Here is a 19,041-nt window from a genome sequence, read left to right on the forward strand (position 1 = left end):
CGATCAGTGGCGGATCACCATGGCGCCAAAGCAGCCAGCGAGTCCGCTTGAGAAAAGGAGCGACCAGGTACCCGGATGCCCGTGGGCAGTGCGCAAGTTGATGAATGGGTCGGCGCCAAATACGTGGCCGATCCGGGTGAAGTTCGAGATGAAGAGCCGCTCCTGCGGTATGCCAAGCATGCTCGCAAGACGCGACCAACCCGCAAGATTGACGTGGTGGGGCAACACGTGCGTGAGTTCAGGACCGGTGATGCCCGCCTGAGCCAGCGCCGTGCGCATGGTGGTAAATGCCGACCAGTAGTAGCGGTCGTCCGGTACGGGCTGAAGGTTGTCGTCCGTGCCGCGAAAGTACCGACTGTCGGTGTAAAGCTGCAGCCCCGCGATGTAGTTGCGTGCGCAATCGCGCTCAAGAAGAAACGCACAGGCGCCGTCGCTGTGCAGGGCGAGATCCTGGATGGCGCGCAGATGGTCGCAGCCGGAACCGATCACATCGGCACAAACAACGACCGCACGCCGGATGGTGGAGCGCTCCGCAAGGCTCATCGCACGAAGCACCCGGATCGCGGCCATGGGTGAGACGCAGTTTTGCTGCATTACCGAAAACGCCAGTGCCCGGGTGAGGCCCATGCGCGACTGGATGAGTGCAGCGGTTCCTGAGGGCGGCGCCAGAACACTGCTTTGCATCGTGTGCGTATAGACAAGTGCATCAACGCTTGAGGGTATCGTGCGGGTTTCTTCGAGCAGGGCTGCAACGGCGTCGCATGCAAACGAGACGGGTGACGCTGCTGCGGCATCATGAAACTGACGTACACCGTTGCGCAGCAGGGCACTGGCGCGGGCCTTCGGAAATCCGCAGCGATTGGCCCAGGTGCCGGTGTCGATTACGCGTTCAGGCAAGCAGTATGCGACGCGGGATACGGACAGCGTGGAATCTGGGGAGAGCGCGTGCATTCTCAGCTCCCACGGAATTCGAGGATGGCGCAGGCGGCCTGTCCCTGCAAGCCGGCGGACCATAGCAGAATGCGCTTTCCCTCCGATGGAACGAGCCACTGCAGCAGTGTGTCAAGCTGTGCGAGCGCATCTGCGGAACAGAGATACCCGATGTCGGCGGGTTGCGGATACCATATGCGCTTTTCCGGGAGTTGAGCCCGTGTGCTGATCTCCAGTGCCAGCGACGGATTAATGCGTGCAGGGACCACCCAGTCGATCTCGCCCGACTGCAACTTCGCTTTGCTGAGCGTTTTCGCGATCACTTCCAGCAGCAAGGATGCGTCGATCTCCTCATCGCGCGAAGTGGTGAGGCATGGCGTATGCAGCGTGAGGCTGCGCACGTGCCATCCGGATTGCGTGCCACACTGGACCAAAGCGGCCGCGGCGCCGTCGCCCAGTGCAGTCAGAGAACCGATCACGCGCGAAAAAGGCGGTAGCCAGCGTTCAGCGCCGGCGATCAGGATGGTATTCATGCGCTCGTCCTGCGCCATCATGTCGGAGGCAATCTGAAGCGCGAGAAAAGCGCAAACCCCCTGGAGCTGTCCGGTCGCGAAAGGAGGGTAGGTGGATCTGAATTCGCTATGGAGCCGGCCCGCACATGACAGCGCGAGGTCATGCTCAAGGCTCGTTGCGCATACGACGATCTGATCCACCGCCCGGTTTTCGACGCACGACGAGCGCTGGACGGCCTCACGTGCGACGGTGAGCGCCATCTCGGAGACGCTGATTCCCCGCTCGATTGCGAGGCAACCTGGCGTCGCCGCGGGCGCCGCTCCGGGTGACGCATTGAGCGCACGAGAGCGCGCAGAAGCGCGCCACCGAAGCGTATCCGAATAAACTGATTGCATGACACCCTCAGCCGGTGGCGTGAGGGTGGCCGGTGTGCGTGGGGCTGCCGCTTCGGGCCGCACTCGCGCACGGGGGATGTAGCGCGCGGTGGCCGCGATGCAGATTCCAGCGCGGGCCCGCTCAGTTGCGGCGCGCATGGGATTGCACGAACGCGACAAGATTGCCGAAACTCAGGAAGAGCTCGGAGGACAGGTCTTCCGGCGCGAGCGTGAAGCCAAAGCACTGCTCAAGTTCAAGTAGCAACTCTGTCATGTTCATCGAGTCGACGCCGAGATCGAACAGGTTCGTCTCGTCGGCAATCAGATCGATAGTTGCGGTGCTGCCGACGGTGGACAGTAAGCATGCCTTGACGGCGGCAGCGATATCCTGCGATTCGGGGGGCGTAGGCGCATGCGTCATGATATGGCTCCTGAGTCAGGTCAATGGCCGTTTCCGGGATTTGCGCACCAGGCCGGCAGCCTGATGTCCCAAGGCCGCGATGTGGATCTGAGCGCGGCACGTGCGATCATTAGCCGTTGCATGTCGCCCGTGCCTTCCATGATGTCGAACGCCTTGACGTCCCGATAGCCTTGCTCAAGCGCGGGGCATGCAGAGACGCCGTCAACTCCCGCAACGTTAAGCGCAGTGCGTGCGACGTTTGCGGCGACGCGCGAGGCGTAAGCTTTTGTCATCGACGACTCCATTGGGGTTGCCATCCCACGGTCGGCTTTCCACGCCGTGCAGTGGCAAAGCAGCCATGCGGCGGTGATCTGCCGGTCGATCTCAAGCAGGCACGCGTCGATGTTCGATGCGCTTTGTCTGCCATTCGCGGGCTTGCCGCCTGACTCAAGCCAGGTTGCGAGTTCGAGGCGTATGCGTCGGCACGTGCCAACCATGGTGGCGGACAGAAGAGGGCGGAAATAGTCCCAAGCGCGCTGCGCGCCGGAGAAAGCATCGTCAAGGGCCTTTTCGTTGCCACGTGCGAGCAGCGCATCGTCAGGTACCTCGCAATCGGTGTACGACAGCACCGCGAGCTGGCTGGCCCGCAGGCCCGACATCCGATCGATACGCAGAACTGAGAAACCCGGCGTGCCGCGTTCCACCATGAACGCCCGAATTCCATAGCGGCCGAGCTGGCGGTCGATTGTGGCGAACGTGATCACGTAGTCGGCGCGCGCCCCATTGGTGATGAAGCACTTCGTGCCATTGAGGACCCATCCGCGGCTGGTTTTTCGCGCGCTCGTGCGCATGGCGGTGGCGTCCGAGCCACAATCAGGTTCCGTGATGGCGAACGCGCCCCAGCGTGGCGTGTTGGACTGGAATCGGCGGAAAAATTGCGACTGCTGATCTTCCGAGGCGAGTGCGACGACGGGCGGCATCGCGAGACCGGGCCCTGGCAGTGCGAGCGCGATGCTCGCGTCTGCCTCCCCAAGATACGCCATCAATGTGGCTTGTGCTACGAGGGTTTGAATCTCGGGGCAGCCGCCGTGCTCGGCTGGTACGAGGTTCATATTCAGAGCGTGCACATCTTCCGGCCGCCAGGGCGGGCCGGATATCTGGCCTGTCGCGTCTGAGTAGTAACTGGCAGCGCGCATGCTCCGGGCGAGCTGTTCGAGATCGAGTCCCCGATCTGCGAGGGCTGCGATGAGTTCATCGATGGTGTGAGCCTCTTGAGACGTCTGTCGGTTTCGCGTCATCGCGCTTTCTCCCGGGGAGCCGCATCGAGGTATGGCGTCCTGCCAACCAGCGAGTCGGTTGCGTATCGTCTGGGAGTGAGCGTAAGCAGTGGTGCGCGCGGGCGCTACCCGCGAACATTGGTAGGGTGTCGGGGATGGCGCGCGAGGACATCATTGCGCTCAGACGCCGCGGGATGACAGATAATGACGACTACGCCGAACGATGAATGGCCAACCAGGGGTGATGTATGGCAGGGCGCAAGCAGGTGACAGGGAACAAGCCGTTGCTGCAGCGAGATAAACGGGGGCCCCGTACCACCAAGCGGGGAGATCAGGTGGCTGAGCTCATCAAGAGCTGGATTACCGATGGGAAGCTGCGTCCCGGCGTGCGTTTGAACAAGGAAGCCGAGCTCCAGGAGATGTTCAACGTCAGCCGCGGTTCGATGCGCGACGCCCTCAAGGCACTGGAAGGGCAAGGGCTCGTGCGTCTGAGCACGGGGCCGGACGGAGGCGCCACAATTACGCGTGTTCCGCTCTCCCGCGCATTCCAGTCACTGCAAAACTACCTGTTTTTTGAACGTATTGGTCTCGAGGACATTTACGCCGTGCGGCGGGTACTGGAGCCTCTATTGGCCGCAGGGGCGGTCGAGCATCTTACCGATGCGGACCTGGACGCGCTCGAACGCAGCGTCGAAGTGTGCGAGCCGTTCGGCGGAACCCATGAACACGCGCTCGATCAGCGACATGAGGATATTCATTTTCATCATGTGCTGGCGTCAGCCAATCCGAACGCGTTCCTTCGCTGCGTTTGCCAGATCATCAACCAGATGTTGCATAGCCTCGTGATCGTCGCCGGTAACGTTACGCACGATGATTACCAGGAGTTCGGACGGCATACAGTTGCGGCCCATCGCGCGATTCTGGATGCCGCGAGACGGCGCGACGCCGGTGCGGTCGAGCAGCTAATGGCTGCGCACATGGAGGAGGCCGAAGCACAGCTTCGCAAGGTGCATGCAGCATTGAAGCAAAAGCTGGTGCTCGACTCCGATCTTGGGCTGCGCGCGGGGAAAAAAAGTAACTCCTGATTGCTCCGTCTGACCCGCGCTGTGCAGGGTGTGGGTGTGACAAATGTGAGACTTCAATGCGTCGGGTGGCCTGCGATAGAGGACGAAAGCGAGCGGGCCAATTCGGCCAGCGGAGCCCGTCCGACCGCGAGTTCGAGTATGTGGCTTGCCCAAAGCACGAGCGCATCCGCATGACGGCCACCAACGATTTGTATGCCGACAGGCAGGCCTTGCGCAGTGGTGCCCGCATAGACGCTCGCCGCCGGAAGTCCGAGCTGGTTACACCAGGCGGTGAAGTGCGGGAACAGTTCCTCGCCGGCTGGCAACTCCGCAAGACGCATGGCCACGCGTGGGTAGACCGGGCAGATCACGAGATCGTACTTTTCAAAGAAAGCGTTAACGGCGGCACCGATCTCGCCCCTCTCGATCAAAGCGCCAAGTAACGCCTGCCGGGAAATTGCGGCGCCAACGTTGGCATAGGCCTGCAAGGACGGATCAAGTGCCGCGCCACCATCGGCCATGCCATCCGTAAGTTGGCGGCAGCATGCCGGCCAGAGCGTTGCGTGAATGGTATTGCAGCGGGCGATACCGGGAGGATTGTCTGGTCGGACCCGTGCACCGAGTTCGCGAAACGTATTGGCCGCTCGCATGACAGCGTCATGGACGTCAGCATCTGGCGTCACATCCAGCCCCAGAGACGGGCTATACGCAATGCGGATGCCACCAGGGGTGGGCTTGCAGTTCAGGCCGAGCTCATAGTCGACTGCTTCAAATGGCAGCGCGTACCAGTCACGCGTGTCCGGGCGGGTAATCACAGTCAGGATTCGCGCGGCGTCTGCGACGCAGCGGGTCATCGGACCGACATGGCTTAGCAGTCCAAACGGGCCACGTGGCGCATGGGGAACGCGTCCGAAGCTCGGTTTGAAGCCGAATGTGCCGGTGAAGGCGGCAGGAATGCGGATTGACCCGCCGCCATCAGTGCCGATCGCGGCGGGCGCCATGCCGACGGCGACGGCCGCTGCGGCGCCTCCGCTGCTGCCGCCAGGGGTTCGCTCCCTGTCCCAGGGATTGCGCGTAACGCCGGTGAGCGGACTGTCAGTGATGATCTTGTGTGCAAAATCAGGCAGGGTAGTCTTCGCAAAGCAAATTGCTCCGGCCTCTCGAAGCCTCGCCACGCACGGGCTGTCATGTTGCGCTGGCGCGTCATCGGTGCCGCGCGAGCCGAATCGCGTCGCAAGCTTTGAAACCGCGATGTTGTCCTTGATGCTGATCGGCACGCCATCCAGGGAGCCCAGGGGCCGTTTTTGCCGCCATCGTTTTTCAGATTGGCGCGCCATATCGATGGCGTCTTGGGCCGTCTGGCAGAAGGCATTCAACGTCGGGTCAAGCTGCTCAATGCGGACAAGTACGGCCTGCATCACGTCGACCGGTGAGGCACTACCAGCTTGGTAAAGCTTGTGAAGCTCTCGCGCCGTCAAATCGCAAAGATCACTACCCATGTCGCCTCCAATTAATTATCATAAATTAAACATAGGCGCACCGTTTGACGAAGTCAAGTGACATGCAGGGAGACGGAGACCCAAAAAACAAGGGAATTAACGGGTAAACCTTTAAACGATCAATCTTGACTCGCCCACAGCGCGGGCATAGAGTTTATGGCAATAAATTTTGGGCGTAGCGACGCCAAGGCCGTACGTCTTTACTTGGCGATGGCGGGAGTTTGCACGGCCCGGTGGAAGGATTGCGAGGAGCAACTGTGCAGCGACCGGTCGCGGGTCAGATGCGAGGGAAGAGTGCGGGTTGCCGCAGAGGCTCAGCGAGTGCCGGCTCGATCTTCAGCTGCCTTGATGAGCTGCGAGAGCGGTGTGCCAATAGCGTCGGCGATATCGATCAACGCGTCGATTCCCGCGAGCGTTTCTGCACGCTCGACGAGGGAGATGGTATTCGGGTGGACATTGGCGCGTAGGGCGAGGCCGGCCTGCGTCAGCTTCTTCAATTTGCGGCGCGAGCGAATCTCTTTCCCCAGTGCCTCGATCAGCGCTTTCTTGGTCATGCGTGCTTGATTTAACTAGGCGCTTCGAGTATCGGGGAACGAACGACAATAAATTCACAAAAAATTGTGTAAATAGGCTTTCGTCGGACTAAAATTCACAATATATTGTGTAAGCAGGTCGGCAAGAAACTAGGACTGGTGCCGATTGAATAGGTGCAGCCTTCGCGCTCGGAGACGGCGCTGTCTTTTGTCAGAGTCAGCGCCGCGATGTAGGTGTCAGGATTTGCTAAATTTGCGAGGAGATTATGTTAGTTATCCTAAATATTTCGAGTTACGTTTGCCTCCTCGCATTGGTTGCGCTTGGGCTTGCGATCGTCTTCGGAATGATGGACATCGTGAACCTTGCACATGCGGAGTGGGTCACGATCGGTGCTTATACGCTCGCCGCAGTTCAGGCGACGGCCGGAAGGCAGGCGTTCTGGCTGGCGCTGGTTTTTGCGCCAGCCGTGGGCGCTCTTCTCGGGTGGTGCCTCGAGCGCTTCATCATCCGGTTCCTCTATGACCGGCCACTGGATACGCTTCTTGCGACCTATGCGGTCAGCCTGATCCTGCAAAAAGCGTTGGAACTCATCTTCGGCACGCAGCCCATGCTCGTGTACGCGCCGCTCGATGGTGCAGTTCCAGTGCCTGGCGGAAGCTACCCCGCTTACCGGATCTTCGTGATCGCTGTCGCGCTCACCATAACGGCAGGATGCTGGCTGGTTTTCATCCGCACGCGCTTCGGCACGCAACTGCGCGCGGTGATCCAGCACCCGAAGATGGCCGAGGCTGTGGGGATCGACACCCGCCGCCTGAATCGCATCGCCTTCTGTACGGGCTCTGCGCTCGCCTCGCTCGCCGGCGTTCTCGTTGCGCCCATGGTATCGGTGGACTCGCACATGGGCGTGCCGTATCTCGCCAAGGCGTTCTTCGTAATCGTGCTCGGCGGCATCGGCTCCATTGCCGGCAGCATCCTTGGCAGTGTTGCCATCGGTACGGCCGAGACGCTGCTGAGCTACCGCGTCGATCCCTCGCTCGCATCGGCCGTCGTGTTGACCGTGTCCATCGTCGTAATCCGGTTCAGGCCGCAGGGCCTGATTCCCGGCTTTAGCGCCGCCCACCAGCTTCTCGGTAAAGGATAAAGCTATGTCTGGAAAACATACAGGCCGCCTCTGGTCATGGTTCGCGCAGCCGGCTGTCGGTGCCAAGGACGTTCCTCTCATGCTCATGTGGGGCGCGGCAGTGGCTGCGGTGGCGATCATGCCCTGGCTTGCCGGTCCCTGGCTGCTGACGCTCCTGCGCGATGCGCTGATCATGGGGATTCTCGCCTTGAGCTATGACTTGTTGTGGGGCCGCGCCGGGATCCTCACGCTTGGGCACACAACCTTCCTCGGACTCGGCGCGTATGGATTTGCCATTGCAACCGTCCAATTCGCGCAGACGCCTGCAGTGGGACTGGTGGCCGGCGCGTGCTGCGCCGCCGTCGTCGCGGCCGTAATCGGCTACTTCCTGCTCTTCGCCGGGGTGAGGCTGCACTTCTTCGCGATCATCAGTCTCGCCGTCCTGATCGTCGCGCAGCAACTCGCTGTCAGCTGGCAGTCGGTCACGGGCGGTGACACGGGCATCCTGGGCATCCCGGGCCTGTCGTTGCACATGGGCACTCACGTCTTCGACTTGAGCGATCCCGGCGCGTCCTGGTACAGCGTGGCTGCAGTGCTTCTCGCCACGACAGCCATGTTGTGGCTCGTGTGCCGCAGCCGCTACGGAAAGGTGCTCGATGCAATCGCAACGAACGAATGGCGGGCAAAGGCGTGCGGCTATCACACGTCGGCTCACCTGCTGCTGGTTTTCGTCGCCTCTGCTGTTCTCGCCGCCATCGCGGGTGCCCTGATGGCCGCCTGCTCAGGCGTGGTGGCGCCCGACGTCTTTTCGCCGCTGCTTGCGACCGAGGTCATCCTTTGGGTCGCCATTGGCGGGCGGGGCAGGATCGGTGGGCCGGTCATTGCCGCAGTCGTTCTGACGCTTTTCAAACAAACCGTTTCGAGCTATAGCACGGACGGCTGGCCGCTTGTGCTCGGCAGCCTGTTCCTCGCCTGTGTGCTCTTCATGCCCAACGGCCTGCGCCTGCGCGCGGTTGTGTCGGCCATGGGCCGTATCGCTCGAGCGGTAACGAATGGGCCGCGGTTTCATCGCGCGCGCCACGCACAGGAGGAACACTGATGGACGGTCATTTTCTTGAAGCCACCGGACTCTCGCGTGCATTCGGCGGAATCAACGCCGTGGCGGGCGTTGACATCGCAATCGGGCCGCGTGACCTGCTCTGTGTGATCGGTCCGAACGGGGCTGGCAAGAGCACGCTCGTGGGGCTGCTCTCCGGCGCGATTGCACCCGGCGCAGGCGAACTCTATCTCGACGGCGAACGCATGACGGGCCGCCGAATGCACGAATTCTGTCGGCGTGGTGTGGCCCGCAAGTTTCAGGGCACCAATACCTTTCTCACGATGACGGTGCGGGAGAACCTGACGGTGGCCGGGCTCGGCGTCGCGCCTTACCGCGGCTCGCCGATGCCCGAGCCCGATGAGGTGCTCGAGGAAGTGGGGCTCGCGGACCAGGCAGGTGAGCTTGCCTCGCATCTGCCGCATGGCGAGAGGCAGTGGCTCGAAATTGGTATGGCCATGATGTGCCAGCCCGCGCTGCTGCTACTGGACGAACCCGCGGCTGGCCTCTCCGCCAAAGATGCGCAACGGCTCGTGCGTCTGATCCACCGGTTGCGCGAGCGATGCGCGGTGCTCGCCATCGAACACGATCTTGCGTTTGTGCAGTCCCTGGCGTGCGAGACGTGGGTCATGCACAGGGGGGAGGTCGTCCGCAAGGGCTCATACGCGGACATCGCGCGCGACGAGGAAATTCGCCGCATCTACCTGGGCAAGGGGGCGGCACATGCTACGCATTGAGAATCTGTGCGCCGGATACGGCGACGTGAATGTCATCCACAACCTCACACTGGACGTGCAGCCCAATGAAGTCGTGGGCGTCCTGGGGTGCAACGGCGCGGGCAAGTCGACCCTGGTGAAGGCGATCATGGGGCTGCTACCGCGCGTGAGCGGGCAGGTGCACTTTCTCGATCAGCCCGTCACGGGCCTGCGAACGCACGAGATTGCATGCCGGGGCATCGGGCTGGTTCCCCAGGGGCGCTGGATCTTCCCGAAACTCACCGTGCGCGAAAACCTTCTCATGGGCACGCAGGCTGCACGCGGCGCGGACATCCTTGACGAGGTGTTCGAATACTTTCCGGTCTTGAGCTCGCGCATCTCCCAGCAGGGGGGCACGCTGTCCGGCGGCGAGCAGCAGGTCCTTGCTATCGCGCGCGCCCTGTGCGGCCGTCCGAAATTGTTGCTGCTCGATGAGCCGTCCGACGGCGTGCAGCCGAATCTGGTCGAACGCATCGGTGAAGTGATACCCGAACTGTGCCGCCGCTCGAAACTCGCGGTGCTCATCGTCGAGCAGAACCTTGACCTGGTCTTGCAGAGCGCCAGTCGATGCATCGTGCTCAGCAACGGTCGCCTTGTGCACGCCGGCGTCGTTGATGCGCAACGCGGCGAGACTGGTGAACATCCGCTCGCGCGCTATCTCTCGCCGGCAGCCGAGCTCGAGCCGGACGCCCGCGCCAAAGACTTCCAGTGAAACCGAGTGAGAAAGATGATGAACCGTCGTGACTTTTCCCGAACCGTGCTGCTGGGTGCCGCCGCGTGCCTTGCAGGACCGGCTCTCAGCAAGTTTGCACGCGGGGCCGAACCGCTGAAGATCGGCCTGCTTGCCCCGCTCAGTGGGCCCCTCACGCGCGTGGGGCAGACCAACCGTAACTGCGCTGAGCTGGCGGTGGAAGAAATTAATGCGGCAGGCGGTCTGCTCGGGCGGCCGCTGCAACTGAGCGTCGAGGATACGCAGATGTCCACGGCCGTTACCCTCGAGAAGGCACGGCAGCTCTTCATGCGCGACGACGTCGCGATGATCACGGGCATGGTGCTGCCTTCGGAGCGCGAAGCAGCGCTTCAGGCCGCGCGCGCGGCGCGAAAACTGGTTGTCTATCCCAACTTTGACGAAGGGCGGTGCGATTCGCAACTGCTCACGACGGGTCTGGCCGCAAGCCAGCGCATCGAGCCGCTCATTGCGTGGCTCATGCGCGATGGGGGGCGCACGGTCTGTGCGGTTGTCTCGGACATTGGCAGCAACCGGAAGGTGTTGATCCCGCAGCTGCAGGCGGCGGTGGCGCGTCACGGCGGGAATTTTCTTGACGTCTTCTGGTTGCCGTTTGGTACCCGCGATTACGGCGCGGTCCTGCAGCGCGTCGCCAGCCGCAATCCTCAGATCGTATGGCACAGCATCGGGGACGACCCCGTGACATTCGTCAAGCAGTACCGCTCGTTCGGGATGAAGCCGCAGCTCGTGACGGACATTGCGCACGAATCGCTGTCGATCGCCACTGCAGGCGCATCCACCGGCACGATCGGCGTGTCATCTTACTTCATGAGCATCGACAACCCGGAAAACCAGGCGTTTCTCACGCGTTATACCGCGCGTTACGCCGATGCGCGCGACCCGCGCCTGGGCCGATACGTCGTGGTGCTGCCGCACGGTGAGAACACCTACGTCGGAATACGCCTGTTTGCCGAGGCGGTCAGAGCGTCGGGGAGTCTTGACGTGGCTCGCGTCAAGGCGGCGTTGCCCGCTGTTGCCATCGCGCTGCCGCGTGGCAGAACCGGGGTGAGCCCCGATGGCGCTCACGTGCTGTGCCAGACCCGGATTGCGCGGGCGCTCGCCGATAACCGCTTTTCCATTCTTGATTCTACTGGCCCCGTGACGCCGGTCTGCGAAGGATAGGCACGACCTTTCGCCGTGACAAAGTGCTGCCTCAAGTAACTAAGGAGTACAAAATGAATGACATACTCAGACTGGATGCGACCCAGATGGTTGCCGGCTTTCGGCAGCATTGGCTCTCGCCGGTGGAGGTCTTGTGCGCGGTGCTGGATCGGGTGGCGAAGCTCGATCCCGTTCTCAACGCGTTTTGCGCACTCGATGAGGAAACGGCGTTGTCTGCCGCTCGCGATTCGGAGCGCCGATGGAGGCAGGGCGAGCCGTGCGGCCCGCTCGACGGTGTACCAGTTTCGGTCAAGGATCTTCTCGCGGTTGCCGGCATGCCGACACGTCACGGCTCATGGACCTCGTCACCTGAGCGCGAGAGCAAGGATGCGCCCGCCGTGGCACGGCTTCGGCGCGCGGGCGCCATCCCGTTCGGCAAGACAACGACTTCAGAGTTTGGCAACAAGATCGTCACCGACTCGCCACTGGCAGGCGCCACCCGCAACCCGTGGGACACACGCGTCTCGCCCGGGGGCAGCAGCGGTGGCTCCGCAGTCGCCGTTGCGACGGCCATGGGGCCCCTGTCGCTTGCGACAGACGGGGGCGGTTCGATCCGGATTCCGGCCTGCTGGAGCGGTGTGGTGGGGTTTAAGCCCACGTTCGACCTTGTTCCGGCCGGTCCTGCGGTTTCCTGGACTGCATTGTCCACACTCGGTCCCATTGCCCGCAATGTACGGGACGCGGCGCTGATGCTCGACGCCTTGACCGATGACGGCAGCGATGCGCGTTTGGCAACAGGGCGCTCGGACGGATACGGCGCTGCGATCGATGAAGGCGTCAAGGGCGTGCGCATCGCGTACTGCGCGGCGCCAGCCGCCGTGTCCGTGGAGCCGGACATCGCGCAGTGCGTTCGCCTGGCAGCGGCCACATTCGGCGCGCTCGGCGCGACGCTCGTCGAAACCGAAGTTGCACCGCTGGCGCACTACTACGGCGATGGCCGCATGCATTCGGTCCAGTGGGCTGTGTTCTTCGCGCAGCGTATGCGGCACATGAGCGCAGTAGACCAGGCGCTACTCGACCCCGATCTGAGGGCACTCGCGGAGCTTGGCGCCCAGGTGGACACCGCAACCTTTGCCGATGCGCTGCTTGCCCGCCACACACTCAACACGTCGATGCAGACGTTCTTCGAGCATTACGACCTGCTGGTCACGCCGACGTTTCATTGCGGCCCGCCGCCGGTTCCCGCCCACGCCGGCCAGGTCCGCCACGCGCCAGTGCTGACAGCATGGTGCAACCAGGTTGGACTGCCAGCGATATCCGTGCCGTGTGGCTTTGCCGGGGACGTGCCCACCGGGCTGCAGATTATTGGCCGCCGGGGCAGCGATGCCCTGGTGCTGCGGGCTGCGCATGCCTATGAGCGGGCGAGTAGCGATTTCCCGACACCGGATCTGCGGCTGGCCGCTGACAGCACGGAGTTCGAGTCATGAAAGCACCGATTACCCGAATCGTTGTTCACCAGGTCGAGCGGTGTGCGGAACTTGGCGTCGCAGTGATGCCGCCCCATCGTCAGGTCGTGGCCGCCGCCGTGCTCAGGCCCATGGAGCTTATGGAGCCGATGGAGCCGGTGGAGCTCATCGATATCAACGTCGGCCGTGACCTGGAGGCGCTCTACGCGATGGGGGCGGAACTCGGCCGCACGCTTGCCACGCGTGCGCTTGAGGCCCTCGGGTGTGTGGCGGCGGATGTCCAGGGTTACGGCAAGGCGGCACTCGTGGGCACCGGCGTGCCGCTCGAGTGGGGCGCGGCGCTGCTCCATCCCCGTCTGGGCAAGGCAGTACGCGAGTGTCTGCCCGGTGCGTCCTCGATCATGCCGTCGGTCACCAAGCGCGGGTGCGCGGGCGCGTGCGTCGACATCCCCCTGCATGGCGTCGCAGACATGTGGAGCTTCGACCATTTCGACACGATCAGCCTGTGCGTGCCGGAGTGTCCGGCGCCCGACGAGCTGTTGATCGCGGTCGCGCTCGCCGAGCGCGGAAGACCGCTCGCGCGCGTGCGACCGGGTTGACGTAGCCGTGCTGCAAACCATGCGGGGCACTCGCCGTGTTCTGCATGAAAAAACACTCACAACGAAGGAGAAACCATGCGCAGGAACTGGAGGGAAAGCAGGAAGGGAGGCGGGCGAGAAAATGGGCGAGGAAGTGGGCAAGGGAGTGGGCAAGGGAGTGGGCAAGGAGGTGGGCAAGGAAGGGCGCGGGGAGCTTGGCAGGCAAGCTCGATCAAGGCTATGGCAGCACTCATGCTGTGCGCAACAGGCGGCGCAGCCCATGCGCAGTCCTCGGTGTCCCTCTACGGACTGGCCGATGCGTTCGCAGGCGTCGTACGCACGCCTGGCGCCGCCGGCAACGCGTGGCAGGTCGGCTCGGGCGGCCTGTCGACGCCCTACTGGGGCATGTCGGGTGCGGAGGATCTGGGCGGCGGCCTGAAAGCGATTTTCACGCTCGAAAGCTTTTACCGGATCAACAGCGGGCAGGCCGGCGCGTTCTACGGACAGTCATTTTTCGGGCGCCGGGCGTTCGTGGGCTTAAGCGGACAATTCGGCCAGGTGACGCTCGGGCGCAATGATGCGCCGCTGTTCGTCTCCACGTTGCTGTTCAACCCGTTTGGCAATTCCTTCGTATTTTCGCCCATGGTGGTCCACACCTTCCTGGGCTCCGCGATGGGGGCGGCATCGGTGCAAAGCGACACGGCGATCGACGACTCGATTGTCTATCAGACCCCCGAGATTGCCGGTCTGACGGGCACTCTGCTCTATAGCAATGCGGGTATCGCGGGCCACGCAGGGCAGGCCAACTACAGCGCGAACGTGCTGTACTTCGCGGGGCCGTTCTCCGCGACGGCTGCGGTGCAGAGCCTTCACACGGCCTCGCTCTTCCTGAATGGTGCGACTGGGCAGACGGCGTGGCTTGTTGGCGGTGCGTATCGCCTGCAGGCGGTGAAGCTTTTTGTCCAGTACGAACGCGTGACCAACAACAATAACCTGACCGACGACACCATTCAGGTCGGGGCCAGCGCACAACTCGGCACAGGCAGCGTGCTCGTATCCTGGGCGGGGACGCTGCGGCGCCCCGCCCAGGGCAGTGACATCCGCTGGTCGACCGCGGCGCTCGGGTACGACTATCCGCTCTCGAAACGCACTGACGTCTACGCCGCCTGGCGCTACGACACGATGAGCCGTGTATCGTCAGGCAACAGCCTGGGTGCGGGCATCAGGATGAAGTTCTAGCGTGCCGGACTCGAGGGGCTCAAGAGGCAGTAGCTCGCACGGCGCTTGCGGTAAGCGAGGATCCGGCGCCTCGGGCCTCGTCCACGAAGGTGCCGTCGAGCCCCTGAAGCATTACACGACGGCCAGCGGGATCGACCTTTGTGGCACCGCCCATGCGCCCGAACAGTGCACCGCCCCGCCACAAAGCCATCCCCAACCCCTTCGACAATCTATGCCGTGCCGGGCGACGACGCATGCCTCAGATGCCACATAAATTTGACAATAATCGCTATTTTGCCTAAATGAATGAAGCATCATGGGTAAGACCACTCCCCCCTTTCCGTCCGTGCTCAAGCAGCTTGCAGCGCTCGGCGAGCGCTTGAGGCTTGCGCGACTGCGGCGCAAGATTACGGCGGAGCTCTTCTCTGAGCGCATGGGTGTCTCGCGCGAGACGCTGCGTCGAATGGAGAACGGCGACCCAACTATTGCCGTGGGCACGTACATGCGCGCCCTGCGCGTACTGGGACTGGATGGCGACATCGACACGCTCGCGCGGGACGACGAGCTTGGCCGCAAGCTGCAGGACCTGGCTCTGCCGAAAGCGCAGAGGCGCAGGCGTACCCCGATATCACCCAAAAGCGATGGCCCAACTAAACCGACTCGCGTATGAATTCCATCTGGACGCGCCAGAAGCCGGCGTGAGCCATCGCGTGGGCTGCGCGAGGGTCCTCATCGATATGGCCTCGCGCGCCGTGGTCGGAGATGAACTCCGCCAGGTCAAGATAGCTTGCGCCTGCTTCACCATCTTGCCGCTCTGGCAACGTCATCGCTGAGGCATACATGCGTCGGCCTTCGGCCAGCCTGTCGAACCGTGCCGGGCAGAAGGTGCGGTACTGGTCAGAGAGCGCCACAAGCCGCGCATCAGGCACCACCTCATGCGTATCGCCGATCACGTGAAGCCGATCAGCTACCTGAAGCGCGAAGTGTCACAAATTATCGAGGATCTGACCGACTCCGGAGAGCCACTCATCTCACGCAGAACGGTGAAGCGAAACTCGTCGTTCAGGATGCGCGAATCTATGAAGCCACGCAACAGACGATCGCTCTCCTGAAGATCCTCGCCATCGGCCAAAAACAGATCGAGCGCGTAGACCACGTCGACGGTGACGAATTCTTCGCAGCGCTTGATAAACTCGACCGCCACGAAAATCATTTGATTCCAGAGTGAACCGCTATTCCCCGCACGAAAAAGATCACCCAGCAAGCCGTCAAACTGGTCGATACCGCGCGCCGCTTTACTATGCTGGTTCCCCTTCAGCCGGCTGCGCGAGCCGCGGGGCGCAACGACAGCAATGGCATCGATCACCAAAGCGCCCCGGCCGGTACATAGTCGGCCCTTCAGAATGAGTTCGAAAGTATGCAAGGCAAGGGTTTGCCGGACGCGGATGATGCCGGGAACCACTATTACATTGGCGCGCGAGCAGCGCTTGTCGAGCCACAGTTGCGCACGTCAAGACACGTGGTGCGGCTTCGTACAAGCCTTTGATTTTTGCATGGTGCTCTACGCCTGGATGACGGCCTCCATGCGCTACACTTCGACCGAGGGTAGTTTCAGCTTCTTGGCCTCATTCCGCCACCCGGCGACGGCATCGCGCACTTCGTCAAACATGGTGCGGGCCTCCTGACGAGGCAGGCGGTACAGTTCCGTCTGTTCCAGCGCGACACCAACAGCGCGGCGAGCAGCACCCGCCCGCTGACACTCCGGCATTCGGCGTCTTCATGGACTCTGCGCCGGACCGGTGGGGCCGCGTGCTGATGGAACGCCGCGAGGCCGCTGCGGCAGCCCGGGAAGGGCGGAAGATGCGCACGTTTCATGAGTTGGACTTCCTGCTGGGTGTGTACGACCACACGCGCATGGGCGGCCTGCGTTTCTGCCAGCCCGGTGGCCCCTTTCTCGATAATAGCGAGCATGCCGCGCCGCCGGTGACCGACCGCAAGGAACTGGCGTACATCTGCAAGCGCGTGGAAGAACCCGGGGGTCGAGAAGCTGCGCCGAATACGAGCGCTGGCTGGCCATGCTAATCGCGCCCGGCACGTCGCTAGGCAGCGCGCGGCCGAAAGCGAACTTCATGGACGACGACAAGCGCCTCTGGATAGCCAAATTCCCGGCGAAAAACGACCGCGATGACGTGGGTGGCTGGGAGTATCTGATGTACCCCAACGGCCGAGTCGGTGCTCACGCTGGGGCACCGCCTTTACAGTACGGCTTCCAGTCCTTTCCTGTCGATGAGGTTCAGCAGCTTGGCCGCCGTCCCGGTTGGCTTCTTGGCGCCGCCTTCCCAACTGCGCACAGTCGACGCGCTGGTGTTGATTGCCGCTGCGAGAACCGCCTGGCTGAGCTTCAGTTTTTCCCGAAGCGCACGCACTGCAGCTGCGTCGTATTCCGGCACCGGCTCCAGGCAAAGTGCGTCGTACTTGGCCATGTGGCGCTTCTCGATGAAGCCCAGGCGATGCATGTCGCTGGCGCTCTCGTGCACCGCCTCGAGCAGGCGGCTGCGAGGTTTTGCTTTAGTTGCCATTGCAAATCTCCGTAAGAGCTCCGTCCGCCAACGCAAAATCAAGTTGCTGTGAGGTTCGGCTCAGATAATCATGGGCCAACGTCTGGAGCGCTTCAAGCTCTGCCGCGCTGATGTTCTCCCGCTCATTCTTCTCAAATCCATAGACGAAAAACCATCGACTGCCTTTGTTCGTAGCGAGCAGCGTACGGGCACCACCGCTCTTTCCACGCCCAGGCAAAGTGCCCCTCTTTTCACCACGTTGCCACCGAGGTCCGCATCGATCAGCCCAGCTACCATCTCACCGACCGCCGCGCTGAGGATCTGATCGGTTAGTCCTGACTTGCGCAGCCGCTCTCGTGATGAAGGGCATTCTCAGACCACCAGGCACTGCAATGGCTGGATGCTCGCCGCGAGCGAGCCGTTCTGGCAGGTCTGCTGGTCGGTACCGGCGGCATGCACCTGCGAGTGAAGTGCGACTATTCCAGAACAGGATCGATCGCAGATGCCTACTTTAATCGCCGTTACCATAATTTCCTGGCGCTCGTGAGGGCGATCAATTCAATCGGAGTTTTTTGCGCGACGTGCGCCGGCAGGCCTGTAACAGCGCTGTCTGTTCATGGTGGACAGCATTTTTCGCGGATGTTTCCTCGGGTTCGGCGCGCATTTGTTCCTCCTTCGGCACCAGGGGAACATACAGGGTGCCGCCCGCCTTGAGATTCAGGGCGAGCGCCTTGACGGCGGCCAGTGCGCTGGCGAAGGCGATCGGCTGGCCGGGCACGAACCAGCCCGCGTTGTGCGCAACGACGTCGTTGCGCACGCAACCGGGTTCGGTTCTCAGCACCCCGGGTGCTTCTTCGGCCGTATCGACCCGCTGCATCGACGGGGCGCTCGCCAGTACGAGCGAGGAATCGAGTGGTGCAAACACTGGTTCGACAACACCTGCCGGCACGGCGCGAATATGCCCGTAAATTCTTGGCCTGTCGCAGAACCGTACGCGAGGCTCCCGACGGGCGTACCCGTCGACACGACGGGTTTGGGTGTCGACCACAATTGCTGCTTGAATGCCCCTCATGTTCCGGCCAATGCCGGCCAGGACAATCTTGAGGGGCAATGTCATGTCAATCGTAGACGGCGAGGCGCGCAGGATCCTGCGGCGTCAACAGGTGACGGCTGGGACGGGATTGTCTCGCCCGACCCGCTACCGCCGCCTGCGGGCCCGAACGTTTGCTCTGGCGACAGCACCAGGCGAGTGCATGATCGGCTCTCGCGCGGCAGACATCGAGCGGTTCCTCGCGAATCCTGCGCGCCACGGGGCGCTGGCTTCCAGGCCGGAAAGCGATGCTCACGATGCGCGAGCCCTGTCATGAGCCGCGAACTTGCCCGGGCCCCACTCATGCAGCGTCTGGAGAACTGGGGGAACGCGTCGCGCGGCGCCTTCGATCCGGTCGACGCGGCGCGTATCACGCGGGCATGGCACACGCTGCACCCGCGGCATCTTGACTTGCTGCGCATGGTCTATCTCTGGCATGCCGGCCGGGAAGTTGTCTGCCGGCGGCTGCGCATCCCACGGCGACCGCCTGAACTTTTTGAGCAGGAACTCGCCGCGGCGAGCGCGGCGCTCGCGCGAGCCCTTGAGGACGACGCCCGGGAACGCAGCGCCGTCGGCAGCTCCATGAAACAGGAATCCTGATGGGCGGATCCCCCGTGTGTGCTGATGCGCAGGCGTGCGGTGCCCCGGTGGCTGGTGCTCTTTTGTGGTGAACGCGGGAAT

At 62.8% G+C, this 19,041-nt stretch carries 24 protein-coding genes; 12 read left to right on the plus strand and 12 right to left on the minus strand.

The window, feature by feature from the left end:
* Positions 1–3 precede the first annotated feature (3 nt).
* From P5W99_RS03505 to P5W99_RS03520, 4 genes are all read right to left on the minus strand, one after another.
* A complete protein-coding gene (locus P5W99_RS03505; RefSeq protein WP_434661835.1) occupies positions 4–951 on the minus strand; it encodes a ketoacyl-ACP synthase III family protein in 948 nt (315 codons plus the stop codon).
* A 2-nt stretch (positions 952–953) separates the two neighbouring features.
* Positions 954–1,703: a 3-oxoacyl-[acyl-carrier-protein] synthase III C-terminal domain-containing protein gene (locus tag P5W99_RS03510; protein ID WP_434661837.1), complete on the minus strand. Its 750-nt coding sequence runs from the start codon at positions 1,701–1,703 to the stop codon at positions 954–956.
* A 256-nt stretch (positions 1,704–1,959) separates the two neighbouring features.
* The gene (locus P5W99_RS03515) at positions 1,960–2,238 is read right to left on the minus strand and encodes an acyl carrier protein (RefSeq protein ID WP_434661838.1); all 279 of its coding nucleotides are present in this window, start codon (positions 2,236–2,238) and stop codon (positions 1,960–1,962) included.
* Between the two features lie 20 nt (positions 2,239–2,258).
* A complete protein-coding gene (locus P5W99_RS03520; RefSeq protein ID WP_434661840.1) occupies positions 2,259–3,515 on the minus strand; it encodes an acyl-CoA dehydrogenase family protein in 1,257 nt (418 codons plus the stop codon).
* Between the two features lie 227 nt (positions 3,516–3,742).
* Here P5W99_RS03520 and P5W99_RS03525 point away from each other — a divergent pair, with 227 nt between their 5' ends.
* A complete protein-coding gene (locus P5W99_RS03525; protein WP_434661841.1) occupies positions 3,743–4,579 on the plus strand; it encodes a FadR/GntR family transcriptional regulator in 837 nt (278 codons plus the stop codon).
* A 53-nt stretch (positions 4,580–4,632) separates the two neighbouring features.
* Here P5W99_RS03525 and P5W99_RS03530 read toward each other — a convergent pair whose 3' ends face one another.
* Positions 4,633–6,057, minus strand: coding sequence for an amidase family protein (locus P5W99_RS03530; RefSeq protein WP_434661843.1), 1,425 nt, complete (start codon positions 6,055–6,057; stop codon positions 4,633–4,635).
* Between the two features lie 314 nt (positions 6,058–6,371).
* Positions 6,372–6,611: a helix-turn-helix domain-containing protein gene (locus P5W99_RS03535; protein ID WP_421073664.1), complete on the minus strand. Its 240-nt coding sequence runs from the start codon at positions 6,609–6,611 to the stop codon at positions 6,372–6,374.
* Between the two features lie 245 nt (positions 6,612–6,856).
* On the opposite strand from P5W99_RS03535, the gene urtB reads away from it, so the two are divergent.
* From urtB to P5W99_RS03580, 9 genes are all read left to right on the plus strand, one after another.
* Positions 6,857–7,732 (plus strand): urea ABC transporter permease subunit UrtB, encoded by an 876-nt coding sequence (gene urtB, locus P5W99_RS03540; protein WP_434661845.1) that lies wholly within the window; start codon positions 6,857–6,859, stop codon positions 7,730–7,732.
* 4 nt (positions 7,733–7,736) lie between these two features.
* Positions 7,737–8,810, plus strand: coding sequence for a branched-chain amino acid ABC transporter permease (locus P5W99_RS03545; RefSeq protein WP_434661847.1), 1,074 nt, complete (start codon positions 7,737–7,739; stop codon positions 8,808–8,810).
* The gene (locus P5W99_RS03550; RefSeq protein ID WP_434661849.1) at positions 8,810–9,544 is read left to right on the plus strand and encodes an ABC transporter ATP-binding protein; all 735 of its coding nucleotides are present in this window, start codon (positions 8,810–8,812) and stop codon (positions 9,542–9,544) included. Before P5W99_RS03545 ends, P5W99_RS03550 begins: the two co-directional genes overlap by 1 nt.
* Positions 9,531–10,274 carry an ABC transporter ATP-binding protein gene (locus P5W99_RS03555; protein ID WP_434661850.1) on the plus strand — a complete coding sequence of 248 codons (744 nt, stop codon included), beginning with the start codon at positions 9,531–9,533 and terminating at the stop codon, positions 10,272–10,274. Before P5W99_RS03550 ends, P5W99_RS03555 begins: the two co-directional genes overlap by 14 nt.
* Positions 10,275–10,292: 18 nt before the next feature.
* Positions 10,293–11,471, plus strand: coding sequence for an ABC transporter substrate-binding protein (locus P5W99_RS03560; RefSeq protein WP_434662415.1), 1,179 nt, complete (start codon positions 10,293–10,295; stop codon positions 11,469–11,471).
* A gap of 53 nt (positions 11,472–11,524) precedes the next feature.
* A complete protein-coding gene (locus P5W99_RS03565; RefSeq protein ID WP_434662418.1) occupies positions 11,525–12,937 on the plus strand; it encodes an amidase family protein in 1,413 nt (470 codons plus the stop codon).
* Positions 12,934–13,515, plus strand: a complete 582-nt coding sequence (locus P5W99_RS03570) for an amino acid synthesis family protein (protein WP_434661852.1) — start codon at positions 12,934–12,936, stop codon at positions 13,513–13,515. The genes P5W99_RS03565 and P5W99_RS03570 overlap by 4 nt, the downstream gene beginning before the upstream one ends.
* A gap of 219 nt (positions 13,516–13,734) precedes the next feature.
* Complete coding sequence (locus P5W99_RS03575; RefSeq protein WP_434661854.1) at positions 13,735–14,733, plus strand: porin; 999 nt, start codon at positions 13,735–13,737, stop codon at positions 14,731–14,733.
* A gap of 295 nt (positions 14,734–15,028) precedes the next feature.
* A complete protein-coding gene (locus P5W99_RS03580; RefSeq protein ID WP_421023275.1) occupies positions 15,029–15,382 on the plus strand; it encodes a helix-turn-helix domain-containing protein in 354 nt (117 codons plus the stop codon).
* On the opposite strand, the gene P5W99_RS03585 is transcribed toward P5W99_RS03580, so the two are convergent.
* Positions 15,363–15,665: a hypothetical protein gene (locus tag P5W99_RS03585; RefSeq protein WP_434661857.1), complete on the minus strand. Its 303-nt coding sequence runs from the start codon at positions 15,663–15,665 to the stop codon at positions 15,363–15,365. The genes P5W99_RS03580 and P5W99_RS03585 overlap by 20 nt on opposite strands.
* Positions 15,666–15,679: 14 nt before the next feature.
* On the minus strand, positions 15,680–16,078 hold the full coding sequence (locus tag P5W99_RS03590) for a hypothetical protein (RefSeq protein ID WP_434661859.1): 399 nt from the start codon (positions 16,076–16,078) through the stop codon (positions 15,680–15,682).
* Between the two features lie 413 nt (positions 16,079–16,491).
* Here P5W99_RS03590 and P5W99_RS03595 point away from each other — a divergent pair, with 413 nt between their 5' ends.
* Positions 16,492–16,794 carry a hypothetical protein gene (locus tag P5W99_RS03595; protein WP_434661861.1) on the plus strand — a complete coding sequence of 101 codons (303 nt, stop codon included), beginning with the start codon at positions 16,492–16,494 and terminating at the stop codon, positions 16,792–16,794.
* 173 nt (positions 16,795–16,967) lie between these two features.
* Here P5W99_RS03595 and P5W99_RS03600 read toward each other — a convergent pair whose 3' ends face one another.
* The 4 genes from P5W99_RS03600 to P5W99_RS03615 all read right to left on the minus strand — a co-directional run bounded on the left by P5W99_RS03600 (position 16,968) and on the right by P5W99_RS03615 (position 18,387).
* Positions 16,968–17,291, minus strand: coding sequence for a helix-turn-helix domain-containing protein (locus P5W99_RS03600; RefSeq protein WP_434661863.1), 324 nt, complete (start codon positions 17,289–17,291; stop codon positions 16,968–16,970).
* Positions 17,281–17,370, minus strand: coding sequence for a hypothetical protein (locus tag P5W99_RS03605; RefSeq protein ID WP_434661864.1), 90 nt, complete (start codon positions 17,368–17,370; stop codon positions 17,281–17,283). Before P5W99_RS03605 ends, P5W99_RS03600 begins: the two co-directional genes overlap by 11 nt.
* Positions 17,352–17,567 carry a hypothetical protein gene (locus P5W99_RS03610; protein ID WP_434661866.1) on the minus strand — a complete coding sequence of 72 codons (216 nt, stop codon included), beginning with the start codon at positions 17,565–17,567 and terminating at the stop codon, positions 17,352–17,354. Before P5W99_RS03610 ends, P5W99_RS03605 begins: the two co-directional genes overlap by 19 nt.
* 256 nt (positions 17,568–17,823) lie before the next feature.
* Positions 17,824–18,387, minus strand: a complete 564-nt coding sequence (locus P5W99_RS03615) for a hypothetical protein (RefSeq protein ID WP_434661868.1) — start codon at positions 18,385–18,387, stop codon at positions 17,824–17,826.
* Between the two features lie 246 nt (positions 18,388–18,633).
* Here P5W99_RS03615 and P5W99_RS03620 point away from each other — a divergent pair, with 246 nt between their 5' ends.
* Positions 18,634–18,960 carry a hypothetical protein gene (locus tag P5W99_RS03620; RefSeq protein ID WP_434661870.1) on the plus strand — a complete coding sequence of 109 codons (327 nt, stop codon included), beginning with the start codon at positions 18,634–18,636 and terminating at the stop codon, positions 18,958–18,960.
* Positions 18,961–19,041: the final 81 nt, after the last annotated feature.

Origin of the sequence: Paraburkholderia sp. A3BS-1L, from assembly GCF_051125215.1 — a bacterium.
Classification (GTDB): Bacteria; Pseudomonadota; Gammaproteobacteria; order Burkholderiales; family Burkholderiaceae; genus Paraburkholderia.